Origin of the sequence: Microcoleus sp. C2D2, assembly GCF_036702495.1 — a bacterium.
In the GTDB taxonomy this organism is placed as follows: Bacteria; Cyanobacteriota; Cyanobacteriia; order Cyanobacteriales; family Microcoleaceae; genus Microcoleus.
Genome location: NZ_JAUBTO010000117.1, coordinates 1 through 16,100, shown reverse-complemented (window position 1 = coordinate 16,100; position 16,100 = coordinate 1). Strand labels below are relative to the sequence as shown.

Sequence of the window (16,100 nt, the reverse complement as noted above, 5' to 3'; positions counted from 1 at the left end):
AAAATTCAATTTTTTTTATAATCAATAAGGATACGCCGGTTATGAGCGATCGAAGCACTGTTAGACCCCGAGAGATTCTGCTGATTGAGGATTCCCCCAGCGATGCCGATTTGGCAAGAGAAGCTCTCGGTCAGGGTAAAATATTGAATAACTTGCATTTTGTGGAGGATGGAGTCGAAGCAATGAAGTTTTTGCGCCGAAAAGAGCCCTATCTCAGGGTACCCCGTCCCGACTTAATTTTGCTTGATTTGAATTTGCCCAAAAAAACAGGCGTAGAAGTGCTAACAGAAATTAAGACCGACCAAAGTTTAAAACTAATTCCAGTCGTGATTCTCAGCACTTCAGCCGCCCAAGAGGACATTATCCTGTCCTACTCGCTGCACGCCAACTGTTACATTACCAAGCCAGTAGATTTCGTACAATTTACTAAAGTAATCAGGTTAATTGAGGAGTTCTGGCTGGCAGTCGTCCAACTTCCTGTAAATTAAACGAACAGATACTTGGCTGATGAACGATATAATTTTTTTTAAACGTCTTGACATTCTGCTGGTGGAAAATTCGCCCAGCGATGCTGATACCATTTAAAAAAAATCCAACTGTAGCCCCGCGATCTCAACGCCGACAGTCATCTCTCATTTCCCAATCTAAAATCCTTCAACGGCTCGCGATCGCGCCCCCGTCTAAAATCTAAAATCTCAAATGCTATGAGCAAGAATTTCAAAGGTGGTACAAGCCCCCAGATTTATCCGTGGAATCAATCCAAAATCCAAAATCGAAAATCCTCAAGCCCCCGCATTTACCCGTGGGGTCAATCTAAAATCTAAAATCTAAAATCTAAAATCGATTGACTTGGCTTGAGAAATTATGGCGTCAAGCAAATTTTTTAACAAGTTGCACAAGACGGGAAGATGGGGTGTCAGGAATGAATTTTTTGAAGCAAGAAGGTTTGTATGTGGACGTACCCCTCCCGATTTAATGCTGCTGGACTTGAATTTGCCTAAAAAAAGTTGTTTAAAAGTGTAGGGAGAAATTAACTCAGCACCCAAGTTAAAAATGATTCCAGTGGTAATTATGACAACCTCAGCAGCCGATGAAGATATTTTCAAGTCTTATGCCCTGTTAGCCCGGTGCTACATTGCTAAGCCTGTCGATTTTAGTCAAGCAGCTAAGCTGGTGAGATGGATTGACGATGGGTGGCGGGTGGTGGTGACAGTTCCCAAATAATAATTTTCAAGTTGAAAATGGCAAGGGAAAGCAAAAAAGTTTAACCTGAGATGGGTAGAGTAAAAATTTTACAGTCAAAAACGTCTAAGCTATGTGGATTAAGATTCTGTTAGTAGAAGACAATCCTGCTGATGCTGATTTGCTTGCAGAACTGTTAGAAGTATCTGTGGGCGTCCAGTGGGAACTGGTGTCTGTTGAGTTCCTGCATGAGGCGATCGCACAATTGTGCAAACAACCCTTTGATGTAGTTTTGCTCGACCTTTCTTTGCCGGACAGCCGCGGTTTGGAAACCCTAACTCGCCTGCGAGAAGTTGCCCCGGATACGGCAATGGTGGTAATGACTGGCTTGGATGATGAGGCGACCGCACTTGAATCAGTTCGCTTGGGAGCTCAAGATTACATTGTTAAAGGTCAAATTACTACTCAATTATTAGTGCGGACTATCCGCTACGCGATCGAACGATCTCAAACATTTCAAATGCTGCGGGAAAGCGAGCGGCGTTTTCGGGCGATTTTTGACTCTTCGTTTCAGCTAACAAAGCTGCTGACTCCCGAAGGAATCGTGCTGGAAGTGAACGAGACAGCCCTCGAGTTTACAGGAATGCGATTGGAGGATATTGTGGGCAGGCCGATTTGGGAAATGGCGATTTGGGCTCAGTCGCTACAGGTTTGCGAACAATTGCAATCGGCGATCGGCTTATCAAGTCGCGGCGAGTTTTTCCGCAGCGAAATCGACTTGTTAGCCAAAAGCGGCCAAATTGTGACAGTTGATTTCTCACTGAAACCTGTTAAAAATGAGACAGGACAAGTTTTGCTGCTGATTGCTGAAGCCCGTGACATTAGCGATCGCAAACGAGCCGAAGCCGAAATTCTCAAAACACTCGCACGAGAAAAGGAACTTTCAGAACTGCGAGCTAAATTTGTCACAATGGTTTCCCACGAGTTCCGCACCCCACTGACAACGATCCAATTTTCGGCTGGATTGCTGCAAGATTACAGTTCTCAGTGGTCAGAAGATAAAAAATCTACTCATTTTGTCCGGATTCAATTAGCCATTAAACGGATGACAGAGTTATTAGAAGATATCCTTGTAATTGGCAAAATAGAAGCAAATACCTTGCAGTTTCAACCGATTTCCTTAAACCTCGAAAAATTTTGCCGTCAACTGGTAGAAGAGCAGCAGCTCAACGACAGCAACCAACACCCGATCGTTTTTCAACATGAAGGCGGGAACTGCGACGCTCAAATGGATGAAAAACTGCTGCAGCAAATGTTGGGAAACGTCCTCTCCAATGCCCTCAAATATTCTCCCGTCGCCAGTACAGTTTCCTTGCACCTCAACTGTAAAAACAAAGAAGCTGTTTTCCAAGTTCAAGACCGGGGTATCGGGATTCCCCAAGCCGATCGAGAGCGGATATTAGAAACTTTTTACCGAGCTACAAATGTCGGGACTATTTCGGGAACAGGTCTCGGTTTAGCAATTGTGAAAAGGGCTGTGGAGCTTCACGGCGGCAAACTCGCGATCGACAGTCAAGAAGGAAAAGGCACAACTTTCACTATTACCTTGCCTTTGATTTGCGCTAGCATATAACAACTGAATTATAGAAAAAGGCAGAAGCAAGAAGGAAGTTCGGTAACGGATTCGCTTTCTGAGGATGTAACACATATAAGGGAGGTCAGGAATAAGGAAGAAGAAAGCTTTAGTTATTTACGAGAGAAGGAAAAAGCCATCGACCGCATGGGGAAAGAGTCATTAATAACGTCCTAAGCGTCTTGGCGGTTACTATATAAACTAAAAACATCCGCAGCTTAAGGCTCAATCAAGTTCATAAATAAACAAAATTGTCAAGTGTGTGAAGGCAGTTTTTGGGCAACAAACTACTAATTAAAAGGAGCAATAACCGTGGCAAAGATTTTGGTAATAGAAGACGAAGAAGCGATTAGAGAAAATATTTTAGACTTGCTGGAAGCCGAGAATTTTGAAGGAATTGGAGCGATTAACGGCCAAGTCGGCATCAAACTGGCGAACGAACAAATCCCGGATTTAATTTTGTGCGACATGATGATGCCGGAAGTGGACGGTCACGGCGTCCTCAAAGCTTTGCGATCCGAACCCCTAACTGCCACAATTCCGTTTATTTTCCTCACAGCCAAAGCCGATAAAAGTGACATTCGCACGGGCATGGAACTGGGAGCAGACGATTACATTACTAAGCCTTGTACGCCGCAAGAACTGCTAAAAGCAATTGCTATTCGACTTGAGAAACAGAAAACAATTAGCAGGCAATCTCAAAAAACGCTAGACGAATTGCGCACCAACATTAGTATGTCGCTCCCCCACGAATTGCGGACTCCTTTGAATGCCATTATGGGTTTTTCCGAGCTAATCCTGTCAGAATATCAGGTCTTAGAAGAATCAGATATCTTAGAGATGATCGGTCAAATTCAAACTTCCGGTCATCGCTTGTACAGGCTGATTCAGAACTTTTTGCTGTATGCAGAACTCGAGATAGCAGCCACAAATCCCGAACTCCTAAACGAGATGCGCAATAGCGAATTTAGCTGCGTAAAATCTTTGCTGACTCAAAAAGCGCGGCAGCAAGCGAAACACGCGAATAGAGCAGACGATTTACAATTAAACTTGCACGATTCGTCGGTAGCTATTGATTCTGTGAGACTCGCAAAAATTGTTGAGGAACTATTGGACAATGCCTTCAAATTTTCTTTAGAAGGAACGCCGGTTTTATTAAGCACTGTGGTGGAAAATCAGACTTTTATTCTCTCTGTAAAAGACCAAGGTCGCGGCATGACTGCCGATCAGATTGCACAGCTAGAAGCTTATAGGCAGTTCGATCGCAAACTTTACCAACAAGCAGGTTTGGGATTGGGTCTGGCCATCGTTCAACGCCTTGCAGAATTGCACGGAGGAAAATTTAAAATACAAAGTTTGCCGCAGCAAGAAACAATAGTTTGCGTTTCTCTGCCTGTCTAAACAATGATTAGACCTGTTTAAAAAAAGAATGCAACTGTAGGCAAACTCCCAACCCTTATGGAATAAGTCATTCCCAATTTTCAAATCTAAAATCTAAAATCTCAAATGGTATTATGCAGGAGGGAGCACCCGTTTCAGACACCGCTGCATATAAATTTGAGCTACGTTATCCGTAGGGTTGATTTGCAAGCACCCCGAAAAGAATCTTGTAGCTTCGACACACCTGTCACTATTGTAGAGTACCAAAGCTTGCTCAAAGAGTGTCTTTGTCTCTAACTTTTTCTGTCGTAACTCTGGCGGATCGGCCGCAAATACTTCATAAACTGTTACCATTTGCGATTTGCCTTTAACAGTTACGCGATCGATCAACCTCAAATCATAAATATCGTTCAACTCTATAAAAGTATTCTGAGTAATTAACATCGAAACTCCATACTCTTTCGTCAAAGTTTCCACGCGGGAGGCTAAGTTTACCGCATCGCTAATCACCGTGCTGTCCATCCGACTTTGGCCGCCAACCGTGCCTAACATCAAAGAACCCGTATTGATTCCAATGCCAATTTGCAGCGGCGGGCAATCGGGTCGATTGCGACTAATATTATACTCGTTAAGCTCTTCTAGCATAGCAATTCCAGCTTTCACAGCATCGTCCGCACTGCCATCAAACAGCGCCATAATCGCATCGCCAATGTATTTATCAATAAAACCAAAATTGTCAGTAATTGCCGGTTCCATCCGCGACAAATAAGCATTAATAAATTGAAAATTTTCTGCCGGAGTCATCGTTTCAGAAAGAGAAGTGAAATCGCGAATATCTGAAAACAGCACCGACATTTCTTTCTGTACCTGATCGCCTAATTTTACTTCCAGAATACTTTCATATCCCAGAAAGTGGAGAAATTCGTGCGGCACAAACCGCCCGTAAGCATCTGTTAATTTTTCTTCCGCTGCTAAAGCTTTTTGCAACTCGTTTGTGAATTGGCGGCGCTCGGTTTCTACCTCTTGACGCTCTGTGATGTCTTGAAAAGCCGCGATCGCGTAAACTATGTTTTTTCGTTCGTCGTAGATTGGAGTCGCCCAAACCTCGATCGGCACAATCAGATCCGGCCCATGAATTTCTAGATCGTCCATACGCACAAATTCTCCCCGCAACGCCCGCATAATCGGTTGGAGATCGATCGGATACAATTGATTAGTTCCAGCGTTGTAAAAATGATAAGCTTCTGGAAAATTGTCAGTACCCACATCAGAAATTAAACCTTGGGCTAGTATTCTTTCGCCCCAAGAATTCATGTAAAAAGGTTTACCCTTACCATCCACAACAAATATTCCCACCGGCATCGCTTCCAGGAATTGAGTCAATCGGCTTTCGCTTTCTGACAGTGCCTCATTTAACTTTTCTTGAGCTACCAAAGCTTTTTCTAAATCATTCGTAAACCTGAGCCGTTCCACATCTACCACTCTTCGCAAAGTAATATCCTCAGCAAAACCCTGATAGTAAAGCACTTCACCCCTAGCATCAAAAACAGTGCGCGCGTCCTCAGAAATCCAGATAATACTGCCATCTCGGCGGTAAACTTCCGACTCAAACTCAGACAGAGTACCGTACTTTTTCATCAGCGCCAAAAACTCTTGACGGCGGTTCGGTTCCACGTATAATTGCCGCTCAATATCATTAACACTTGCGAGCAATTTTTCAGGGGAATCATAGCCGTAGATTTGAGCGAGAGCAGGATTAGCACTAATCAACTTTCCGTCAGTTGCAGTCTGAAAAATACCTTCAAGAGCATTTTCAAATATTCGGCGATACTTCTCTTCAGCTTGGACAAGCGCTGCTTCAGCTTGCTTTCGTTCCGTAATATCAGTAAAAGCAATAATTCCGTAGGAAATATCCCCGATAGAATCATAAATAGGAGTTGCCCAACTCTCCACCGGAATAATCTTGTCGCCAGTCCGAATTTCTACACCCTCAGTCCGGATACTTTCACCCCTCAGCGCCCGCATAATTGGTAAGTCTTCCACGGGGCATCTCTGATTAGTTCCGGCTTTATAGAATTGATAAATTGCTGCTTTCTGCTCCGAATTAATATGTGGCACACTGCCTTTGCCAAATACCTCCCGCGCCTTCTGATTTGCGTAAAAAGATTGACCGTTCGCATCAAGCACGCACACGCCTAACGGCATAGCTTCCAGGTATTGCGTCAACCGACTTTCGTTTTCGTGGAGTTTGGCAATCAGCATCGCTTGCTTGCGATTTAATTTTGCCAACTCCTGATTCATCTCCTGAAGTTCTATTTGTTTTTCAGCTAATTTTTGATCTTGAAAATATCTATATATGGCCTCAGTAACAGTTAATTTAAAGTCATCACATTGCCAAGGTTTAGGTATGTATCGGTACAATTTAGCATAGTTAATAGCATTAACTACCGCCTCCAAGTCAGCCTGCCCCGTCAGCATAATCTTGAGAGTGTTCGGCGAGATAGCATGAACGCTCCTTAATAGCTCGTCTCCTTTCATACTAGGCATGATATGATCCGAAATAACCAAAGGAACTTCATACTGTTCTGCTAAAAGTTCTGACAGCAACTCTAAAGCTTCTTCGCCGCTTTGGGCTGTTTCAATTAAATATTTATCTTCAAAGGCTTTTAGCAAGTCAATTTCCAGACTATCGAGTATAGTCTGCTCATCATCGACACAAATAATGACTGGTTTTTTCATGAATTTGCTAGACCTGACTTAATCGCTTCAATTAATTCTTGATTTTGCCAAGGTTTTTGTATAAAAGCATGAAGATTTGCTTCAAATTTTGTTCGTTCGATTGCTTCTTTGTCTGCTTGTCCCGTCAGCATCACTGTCACAATGTGCGGATATTTATGATGAATTTTAATCAGCAACTCATCTCCTTTCATTCCGGGCATCAACCAATCAGAGACAATCACTAGAATCTTAACCTCAGCTTCACATAGCTCTTCAATAATCTCTAGGGCTTCGACAGCACTTTCAGCAAATTCGCAAAGATATTTACCGTTAAATGCCTGTTGCAGTTCAATTTCCAGACTTTCCAACACCCCTACTTCATCGTCAACACACAAAATTGCTGATTTAGACATCGCTAGTTTCCTCGTTTAGTTTGGGAGGGTGAAGCCCGATGGGTAAGCACACCGTTTTCCCAATTCTACATTCCGCGCGGGTAGACTGCAAATTTTTAGCCCCTGACTTCACTCTGGGGCGCTTTACCTACTCTGTTAAATTAATCGGCAAAGACACTGTAAATGCTGTTTTACCGGGAACCGACTCCACATCAATTTTACCCTGATGTTTTTCAATTATTTTATTGACAATATCCAAACCCAACCCGCTGCCTTCTCCTGCAGGTTTGGTAGTAAAAAACGGCTCAAAAATTTTTGGCAAAATCTCCGGTGGAATCCCCTTACCGCTGTCAGTAATTTTTACCATGACGCTGGTATTTTGCTGTACCGCATCAATTGTTAAAGTTCCTTGATTGTCCATCGCTTGTAAGGCATTGTGAATTAAATTTGTCCAAACTTGATTTAGTTCGTCGGGATAACACAGTACCGCAGGCAATTGAGCTTGATAGTTTCTGACGACTTCCACACCCTGCTTTATCTGGTTCTGATAAAGAGTTAATACAGTTTCAATTCCCTGGGTAATATTCACCTGTATTTTTTCCCCATTTACATCGTAACGCGCATAATTTTTGAGGGCAAATACGACTTTGGCAGCGCGTTCAGTAGCGGTAGCGATGGTTCGGGCGCTTCTGTGAATGCTAGCAAAGTCGTAGGCTGTTTTTATAATATTTTCGCTGTCAGGGTCTTTGAGCAACGGCAAGAATTCTTGCAGATTTCCCGGCAATCCAATATTGACTAAAATGCTAGCAAGGCTGTCAGCATTGTCAATCCCTTCCGACTCGAGTTGCTGCTTCACGCCTTTTTTCAATCCCCGTTTTTCTCGCGTAGATAAAGAGTAAGTTTGTTGGCTGGAACTGTACATCAAACTCACGAAATCGTGCTGGCGTTCGGTTGACAGTTCTTTAAAAAAAACTGGCAAACTTTCGAGATTGTTATCCAAAAAGCTGGTAATATTTCCAATTGACGATCTAATCGCCCCCAGCGGCGTATTAATTTCGTGAGCAATGCCCGCAATTAGTTGCCCTAAGGCGGCCAGTTTTTCCGATTGCACTAATTGATTCTGAGTTGCTTGCAGTTGCTCTAAAGTGACTGTCAGTTCATCGTTTTTCTGTTGGAGCTTTTTTTGCAACTGGCACAGGGCTAAATGGGTTTCTACCCTAACTAGAACCTCTTCCATCTGAAAGGGTTTGGTAATATAATCTACCCCGCCCACAGCAAAGGCTTTGACCTTATCTAGTACGTCATTAATCGCGCTAATAAAAATTACCGGAATGTTGCGAGTGCGTTCATCAGCTTTAATTTTTTCGCAAACTTCGTACCCATTCATTTCGGGCATCATAATATCCAGCAAAATCAAATCGGGAGGCATACCTGTTGCCGCCGAAAGCGCTAACTCCCCGCTAGGTACGGGGCGGACTTTATAGCCCTGGCTATTCAAAATTCCGGCTAGCAGCCTCAAATTAGCTGGGGTGTCGTCAACTACTAAAATATTACCGCGATCCGTGGTAGGAAGGTCGTTATTCATGTGATATTGCTTGAGAGATTAACTTTAAAACTTTGTCGTACTCGAAATTTTCTATACAATTCGCGATCGCACCGGCCGTTACTGCATTTTTTAATCGAATTTGCTCGATCAAGCTATCAATTAAATCCATATCTGCATTCAGTATTGCCAGCTTTAAATCAGCTACCAGGGACTCAGGCAATTTCACGAAATCAGCGGCAGTCATTGTGCGATCGCCCTCTTTGATTGCCAATAAATTAGCTTGACCCCGATCTTCATAAATATAGCGCACTCCGATATTTTTGTGCATAGCATCGAAAATATCTGATTCCCGGAAAGGTTTCCGCATAAAATCATCGCAGCCCGCCGACAACATAACTGCCCGTTCTTCCTCCAAAACGCTTGCAGTCAGCGCAATAATCGCAGTAGCTTGACCTTTAATAGTGCTTTTAATATATTGCGTCGCTTCGTAGCCGTCCATCACGGGCATCCTCATGTCCATCCAAATTAAATGCGGTTCCCAACTGTCCCAAATCTCAATAGCTTCTTGACCGTTAGTAGCTTCTTTTAGTTCAAAACCCAGAGGATTGAGAAGTTTAATTAGCAGTTGGCGATTTAGCGGTTTGTCGTCTACTATCAAAATTCGATAGGTGGGTTGGTTGGGTTCCAGAGCAATAACATTTCGGGTCGGTTTAGGGCTTTCAATATCAGCGGCATCGACCGCAATCACTTGAATGTCAAACTTAAAATTAGTTCCCTTGCCAACAGCAGAACAGACGCTCATTTCGCCGCCCATTAATTCCACAAATTTGCGGCTGATTGGCAATCCCAAGCCTGTACCTTCTTGCGCATCTTTGCCGGTTTGGGTTTGCACAAAAGCTTCAAAAAGATTGTTTAATTCATTGGTAGCAATACCCGGACCAGTATCTTCGACTTCAAAATGGAGGAATAAGGAAGAGGCAGCTTCTGCCTCGTCATTTTGGGTGGCAAAAATCGCGTTTTTAGATTGACTTAATTGGGAGATTTCCCGATTATTACGGGCTGGAACTTCTGTAGTTATTAATTGTTCGGACAGATAAACTCTTTCTCCTTCTGCCTGCTGATTCCTGCCTGATGACTGCTTGCTAACTCTGACCGATACACCGCCATCATCGGTAAATTTAAGAGCGTTATTGAGCAAATTAATTAAGATTTGCCGCAACTTTAACTCGTCAGTTTCAACGTATTGTGGCACGTCGGGACAGCGGTAAAAAACTAGCTGCAAGTGCTGGTCATCTGCTTTGAGTTGAAACATATCTTCCAAGTCGTTTAGCAGGCGATAGAGGTCGAATTTTTTGGGATAGAGGGTGGTGCGCCCCGATTCAATTTTAGATAAATCGAGTACGTTATTAATCAGGGTGAGTAGGTGTTCTCCGCTGCTGCTAATTATGCTAATACTTTCTTGATGTTCTGGCGATAGAGTTTGGCTGCGAGTCATCAGTTGGGAAAAGCCGAGAATTGCATTGAGAGGCGATCGCAATTCGTGGCTCATGTTAGCAAGAAAGGCGCTTTTAGCTTGATTCGCTACTTCCGCTTTGTCTTTAGCTACAGCCAATTCTGCCGTCCGTTCTTGCACTCGGTGTTCTAAAGTTTCAAAAGATTGTTGCAGTTGTTGAGCCATGCTGTTAAATGACTTGGCTAATTCCCCCAATTCGTCGGCTCGTTCGCTTTCTACTGTTTTGTCCCATTCACCTTTAGCAATATTTTTTGCTGCTGTATTTAAGCGCAAAATAGGATTTGTCACCCAGCGAGAAGTCAGAATACCGATCGCCACAGCTACTCCTAAAGCTGCCAGACAAAGCAAAACCGCTGTGCGGGTATTGGTCTCAATTTCTTTGGTGAAATCTGCTTCGGGAACAACTACGACAATCAGCCAGTCTAAACCTTTGCCGTCTTGGAATGGTAGAACTTTTACAAATTGTCGCTTGCCGTCTATTTCAAAATTCAATAGATAGGAAGTTTTAATTTCCTTTAATTCCCGAAAACGAGCTGCTACATATCTAGCTGTAGCTTGAGTCGAGGGGTCAACACTTTCTTCTGCTTTGAACAGTTCTTTTTTATTATCTTTGGTACGGAAGGGTTGTTCGGCAGTTGAAGTTGCCAGTAACGTACCATTCTTTTCGACAATAAATGCTTGCCCGGATTGGCCAATTTTGAGACTGTTTAAAAATCTCCCAATATGGTCGAGACGCAAGGCAGAAATTAATACTCCTTCTAACTGATTATTCTCGTATACGGGTTGGAGCGCGCTGAGTATTAATGTAGGTTCTAGAAACGAAATATAAACGGAACTCCAAGTTGGTTTGCCAACATTAGCCGCATTTTGGTACGAAGGATGTTCGCGGATGTCAAAGTTTTTGACCACTGTTGCTACGCTAGTGCGATCGCCTGTATTATTAGTATTGTAAGAATAAAAATCAAAACCAGTAGATTTGCCTGACACATTAATCATTAGAGAGCCATTTGACAGTTTTTCTCCGGTTCGATAGTCTCCATCCTTGTTGCCAACGGAGGTAAAATTGATATAGGGATATAATTGTACTTGCCGCCAAAGATATTTCTCCCAAGCTGATAAGTTTTCCATCTTTAACAACCCGAGCTTGACAGCATCTAGCTTGCTTTGATTGATTTGATGGGGAGTTGTCACGTAAGCTTGCAGGTTTTGCTCGACACGCAAACTCACCTCGCTCATTAACTGACTGGCAAGGTTATTAACTGCTTTTTGTCCGTTTCTAAAAGACAGATATCCTACGAGTCCCACGGCTCCAACGATTTGCAGTATAAATGGAACTATGAGAACAGTTCGCAGCGGTAATTTGTCTAAAATTTTAGAAACCATAAGATTGAGAGGTTTGGTGAACTTAGTCGAGAACCGCTCTTGCACAACCTGTCTTAACAGCAGCACCATTTACTGCCAACTAACCAGAGAGAATTGCTGCAGGCCATATTACCGACGGTAGATGCTAAACTCCGATCGAATGTGAACCTAATCTTTGCTATATTAAAGCCTATTATTTTACCGATTGTTGTATTATTTTGACCTTTTAGGTAGAATTTGCAGTCTCTGGCTTCGAGAACTGCCTGATACACGATCGCGCGGGCGAGTTGAACCCGCATGGGTCAAGCGGTTTGGAGGCAGGTCAATCGATTTTAGATTTTAGATTTTAGATTTTAGATTGACCCCACGGATAAATGCGGGGGCTTGAGGATTTGCGATTTTCGATTTTGGATTGATTCCACGGATAAATCACGTGGCGGGTACCATCAAGAAATTCGCTTGTCAGGAAATTTGCGATCGGCACTCGCCATTTTCGGCAAGACGTGTTATACTCAAAAAAGTCGAGGGCACGTAGCTCAGTGGATAGAGCATCAGGTTCCGGTCCTGAGGGTCGGGGGTTCAAATCCCTCCGTGCTCATTTAAATTTATCAAAAAATTGGGTTGAAAACCCCGTCCTTTTAGGGATGCTTTGTGTGAGAATTGCTCTCCCGTCGGGATAGGGAACTGCCACGACTCGCTGATGGACAGGTCGAAAACGTAAGACTATTTCGGTAGCGGATTTTGATGAAGTGTCAAGAATCACCGCAGGTTCGATCGGGCGCTGAGTGTTTCAACGAATGACTGATTTTGAGAGACCGGGGACAGGTTTTTGTCCTCGGTCTCAATTATTGTGATTTAAGCGTCAGTGTCAAAAATCGAATGGGCGCTGTAGTCGCAGATCCGGGACTGATTGCGCCCGTGTTGCTTGGCACGGTAGAGTCCACGATCGGCGATCGCAATCAAGTCAGCCGATGATAGTTTCGAAATCGGAATCAAGTTGGCGATACCCAGACTAATAGTAACTACATCGCTCACATCAGAGGTTTTGTGAGGAATATTTAAAGCTTGAATAGCAGCGTGAATCCGTTGGGCCACCGAACTCGCTCTTTCAAGATCGGTATTAGGCAAAATGATGGCAAATTCTTCCCCGCCGTAACGCGCCACCAAATCCGCCGGACCGTACACCACCTCTTGCACAGTCTGAGCAAGTTTGAACAGACAATCATCCCCCATTTGATGACCGTAGCAATCATTATAACGTTTGAAATAATCCACATCAAACAACAAAAGAGAAATCGGTTTTTGTTCCCGGTATAGCCGCTGCCATTCATGCTCTAAGCGGTCATTAAAACAGCGGCGATTAGCAATTTGAGTCAACCCATCAATATTGACCACTTGTTCTAAGAGGTGAGTAGCCCGGGCTAGTTCTTCGTTAGAGAGTGCAAGTTGTTCATTAATTACTCTCAGTCGCGCTTGGGCCTGCTGCCTTTCTACCAATTCCTTCTGCAACTTCTGAAAAATATCCGCTTGTTTAATGGCGATCGCTAACTGATTAGCGATCTGTTTAACAAGGTCAATTTCACATTCCTCCCATTGCCGAGGAGCCGAACATTGATGAATACATAACAACCCCCACAAATCTTGTCCATTAAGCAACGGCACCACTAAATTAGCCAGAACCGGAAATTGTTTCCAAAGAGCGCGGTAACAGTGTTGAAGGTCAATCTTATTGATATCTTCTACTAGCTGCATTCTATTTTCTTGATAAAAATCACGGTATATTTCACTACAAAAATGGTCGTTAACTTGATTTATACTTACCAATTTACATCCTTCGCCTACGGATTCAGAAACAAACTCACCATATTCAAAATTACTGTCAGGATAGAACTTAAATATGCCGACGCGCTCGGCATCAAGAAACAGGCGAATCTCCTGGGAAGCCATCTCAAAAATTGTAGACAAATCAAGAGATTGACGGATGTGGTGAGTAATTTCTTGAAGTAATATCGCTTTGTCGTACTGTTGCCGCAGAGCGATTTCCGCTTGCTTTTGGGCGAGAATAGCTGCCTCTGCTGCTTTTTTTGCTTTAATAATTTCACCTTCGTAGAGGATACGCTGGCGGATACAGATCAAGATGCAATCAGTGACGAAGTTTCCTCCCTTCTCCCGACGCACAGCGTTGATCAGCATGGGTATATCAATACCCTGCTTTGACCTTAATGACAAGTAAATTTCCTCTACTTTACCGTGGAGCTTCAACAGGGGGAAGAAATGGGTTTGAAAGAAAATCCGGCTGCCGATGGGCAGAATGAATTCCATCTTCTGTTCCCGCAGTTCCTCGGTTTCGTGTCCGAGTAATTGCAGTAATGTGGCGTTGACCATTACGATCGTACCATCGTCAGCAAACGAGAGGAATCCACAGGGTGACGTGTTGAGTAAGTCGTCTATCTGGTAGGTCATGTTTGCAATACAATTCAGGTAGTATGAGGTGCACTCAAATACTTCTTAATCATCTCGATCGTCTCTTGTGGATGACTCATGTGCGGGCAATGTCCCGTAGCTTTCATCAGCCCTAGGGTACTTTTAGGCAGGTGGCGGTGGAGGTAATGCCCTACCTCGGTGGGAGCGATCGCGTCATCAGCACATTGCAATATCAGTGAAGGTACTGACACCTTGGGTAAATCACTGCGATTGTCCGAGTAAAAAGTCACCTCGGCAAAGCGACTTGCTATCACCGGATCGGTGGAGCAAAAACTTGCCTCAAGCTCATCAATTAACTCCGGACGATCCTGATTCTGCATTACCATTGGCGCCATAAAGCTTGCCCAACCAATGTAATTTTTCTCCATGATATCGAGGAGATCCTCAATATCTTTGCGCTCAAACCCTCCGTAATAATTTGGTAAATCATTGATGTAGCAGGGTGAAGGCCCTAGGAGAATCAAACGTTCCCAGTAATTAGGAGCTTGAATTGAGGAGACAATGCCGATCATACTGCTGACAGAATGACCGACAAAAATTACATCAGTCAACGCCAATTCTTCACAGATATCGAGGACATCCCGAACATAGCCATTGAGGTCGCTGTACCGTTTATAACTGTAGGCACTAATATCAGACTTGCCACAACCTACATAATCAAATAGGATGATTTTGTAGTTTTTCTCGAAGGCCGGTGTTACGAAACGCCACATATTTTGATCGCACCCAAATCCATGAGCAAACATCATGGTCTGGCTGCCTTGTCCAAACACTCTTATATTATTTCTTCGTAGAATTTTTTTGGTCATTTGAGGGACACGAGCATTAAATTGATTATAAGACTTTTGGGCGCTTTTATAAGGATTTCTCATCCCAAATAGTGGTAGACAACAATTCAGGATGTCGGATTAATTGAGTGGCCACCTCAGCACTGACAGGCTTGCTAAACATATAACCCTGCCCGATTTCACAGCCGATCCCTTGTAACTATTGCCATTGCGCTGGGGTTTCAATTCCTTGGGCAATTGTGCCCTGATTTAAGCCAGGTGCCATTGCAGCTAGGGCCTTGGCAATTGAGCGATCCCTCGGCTCGCTGGCTGAATCGCGCACAAATGAGCGATCGATTTTGAGCGACTTCACCGTCCAAGTTTTCAGGTGGTTAAAAGCAGCATAGCCAGTCCCAAAATCCTCGACAGAAATCCCAATACCACGCTCCGATAATTGGCTCAAAACATTGCAGGTAATGTCAAAATTAAGCATCATTGCCGTTTCGGTAATCTCTAGCCCTAGATATTTCGGCTTCCTCTCGGCGCGCTCAAGAATGCGATCGATCTTAGCGATTAAAGTCGGTTGGGTGAGTTGACGTGCCGACAGATTCACCGCGATATTAGGAAGAATTAGTCCTCCTCCTAGCCACTGCTGATATTGCCAACAAGCTTACTCTAAAATCCATTTACCCAATGGCAAAATCAATCCAGTTTCTGCGGCGATGGGAATAAATCGATCGGGAGGAATCCAACCTAGTTCAGGAGAATGCGATCGTAGGAGAACTTCAACACCAGCAAGGCTACCTGTTTGCAAATCGAGCTGAGGCTGATAATACAGCAAGCATTCGCCTTCCAAGCACAATTTAAGGGGTTTTCGATCGCCTCGGTATTGGATTCGGGCGAAAATATTGTTGCTGTGTAAAAACTATAGGTATTGCGCCCCGAGTCCTTAACACGATATAGGGGAATATCTGCATTTTTGAGCAAGGTATCGACATTCATTCCAGCTTGTGGATATAGGGAGATACCAATACTGGTGGTGATGTTTGACATCCACCCCGGCGTGAACGCACGGGGATTCCATCTATTCAAGCCAATCAAAAATTGACAATTGCTTAAATTC

General features: G+C 43.6%; 11 protein-coding genes, 1 tRNA gene and 1 pseudogene. 5 read left to right on the top strand and 8 right to left on the bottom strand.

Features of this window, described 5'->3' with window-relative positions:
• Nucleotides 1–41: 41 nt before the first annotated feature.
• From QUB61_RS28605 to QUB61_RS28590, 4 genes are all read left to right on the top strand, one after another.
• The gene (locus tag QUB61_RS28605) at nt 42–488 is read left to right on the top strand and encodes a response regulator (RefSeq protein ID WP_333133358.1); all 447 of its coding nucleotides are present in this window, start codon (nt 42–44) and stop codon (nt 486–488) included.
• Nucleotides 489–1,071: 583 nt separating this feature from the next.
• Complete coding sequence (locus QUB61_RS28600) at nt 1,072–1,224, top strand: hypothetical protein (protein ID WP_333133357.1); 153 nt, start codon at nt 1,072–1,074, stop codon at nt 1,222–1,224.
• A 91-nt stretch (nt 1,225–1,315) separates the two neighbouring features.
• Nucleotides 1,316–2,815: an ATP-binding protein gene (locus tag QUB61_RS28595; RefSeq protein ID WP_333133356.1), complete on the top strand. Its 1,500-nt coding sequence runs from the start codon at nt 1,316–1,318 to the stop codon at nt 2,813–2,815.
• Nucleotides 2,816–3,127: 312 nt separating this feature from the next.
• On the top strand, nt 3,128–4,216 hold the full coding sequence (locus QUB61_RS28590; protein WP_333133355.1) for a response regulator: 1,089 nt from the start codon (nt 3,128–3,130) through the stop codon (nt 4,214–4,216).
• Between the two features lie 111 nt (nt 4,217–4,327).
• Here QUB61_RS28590 and QUB61_RS28585 read toward each other — a convergent pair whose 3' ends face one another.
• From QUB61_RS28585 to QUB61_RS28570, 4 genes are all read right to left on the bottom strand, one after another.
• On the bottom strand, nt 4,328–6,934 hold the full coding sequence (locus QUB61_RS28585) for a PAS domain S-box protein (RefSeq protein WP_333133354.1): 2,607 nt from the start codon (nt 6,932–6,934) through the stop codon (nt 4,328–4,330).
• Nucleotides 6,931–7,326, bottom strand: coding sequence for a response regulator (locus QUB61_RS28580; protein ID WP_333133353.1), 396 nt, complete (start codon nt 7,324–7,326; stop codon nt 6,931–6,933). The genes QUB61_RS28585 and QUB61_RS28580 overlap by 4 nt, the downstream gene beginning before the upstream one ends.
• 127 nt (nt 7,327–7,453) lie before the next feature.
• The gene (locus tag QUB61_RS28575; RefSeq protein WP_333133352.1) at nt 7,454–8,890 is read right to left on the bottom strand and encodes a response regulator; all 1,437 of its coding nucleotides are present in this window, start codon (nt 8,888–8,890) and stop codon (nt 7,454–7,456) included.
• The gene (locus QUB61_RS28570; protein WP_333133351.1) at nt 8,883–11,747 is read right to left on the bottom strand and encodes a response regulator; all 2,865 of its coding nucleotides are present in this window, start codon (nt 11,745–11,747) and stop codon (nt 8,883–8,885) included. The genes QUB61_RS28575 and QUB61_RS28570 overlap by 8 nt, the downstream gene beginning before the upstream one ends.
• Nucleotides 11,748–12,251: 504 nt before the next feature.
• Here QUB61_RS28570 and QUB61_RS28565 point away from each other — a divergent pair.
• A tRNA-Arg gene (locus QUB61_RS28565) sits at nt 12,252–12,324 on the top strand.
• Between the two features lie 257 nt (nt 12,325–12,581).
• Here QUB61_RS28565 and QUB61_RS28560 read toward each other — a convergent pair.
• From QUB61_RS28560 to QUB61_RS28545, 4 genes and pseudogenes are all read right to left on the bottom strand, one after another.
• Complete coding sequence (locus QUB61_RS28560) at nt 12,582–14,189, bottom strand: diguanylate cyclase domain-containing protein (RefSeq protein WP_333133350.1); 1,608 nt, start codon at nt 14,187–14,189, stop codon at nt 12,582–12,584.
• Between the two features lie 14 nt (nt 14,190–14,203).
• Entirely contained in the window at nt 14,204–14,959 is a 756-nt protein-coding gene (locus tag QUB61_RS28555; protein WP_333133367.1) for an alpha/beta hydrolase, read from the bottom strand.
• Nucleotides 14,960–15,197: 238 nt separating this feature from the next.
• Nucleotides 15,198–15,791 (bottom strand): annotated as a pseudogene (locus QUB61_RS28550) (EAL domain-containing protein).
• A partial coding sequence (locus tag QUB61_RS28545; protein ID WP_333133349.1) for a diguanylate cyclase domain-containing protein occupies nt 15,731–16,100 on the bottom strand: 370 nt, incomplete at its 5' end. The pseudogene QUB61_RS28550 and the gene QUB61_RS28545, both read right to left, overlap by 61 nt.

Bases quoted from the DNA above. Each gene is read 5' to 3' on its own strand.
- QUB61_RS28605 (WP_333133358.1), top strand. From the start codon at position 42: ATGAGCGATCGAAGCACTGTTAGACCCCGAGAGATTCTGCTGATTGAG.
- QUB61_RS28600 (WP_333133357.1), top strand. From the start codon at position 1,072: ATGACAACCTCAGCAGCCGATGAAGATATTTTCAAGTCTTATGCCCTG.
- QUB61_RS28595 (WP_333133356.1), top strand. From the start codon at position 1,316: ATGTGGATTAAGATTCTGTTAGTAGAAGACAATCCTGCTGATGCTGAT.
- QUB61_RS28585 (WP_333133354.1), bottom strand. From the start codon at position 6,934: ATGAAAAAACCAGTCATTATTTGTGTCGATGATGAGCAGACTATACTC.
- QUB61_RS28580 (WP_333133353.1), bottom strand. From the start codon at position 7,326: ATGTCTAAATCAGCAATTTTGTGTGTTGACGATGAAGTAGGGGTGTTG.
- QUB61_RS28575 (WP_333133352.1), bottom strand. From the start codon at position 8,890: ATGAATAACGACCTTCCTACCACGGATCGCGGTAATATTTTAGTAGTT.
- QUB61_RS28570 (WP_333133351.1), bottom strand. From the start codon at position 11,747: ATGGTTTCTAAAATTTTAGACAAATTACCGCTGCGAACTGTTCTCATA.
- QUB61_RS28560 (WP_333133350.1), bottom strand. From the start codon at position 14,189: ATGACCTACCAGATAGACGACTTACTCAACACGTCACCCTGTGGATTC.
- QUB61_RS28555 (WP_333133367.1), bottom strand. From the start codon at position 14,959: ATGATGTTTGCTCATGGATTTGGGTGCGATCAAAATATGTGGCGTTTC.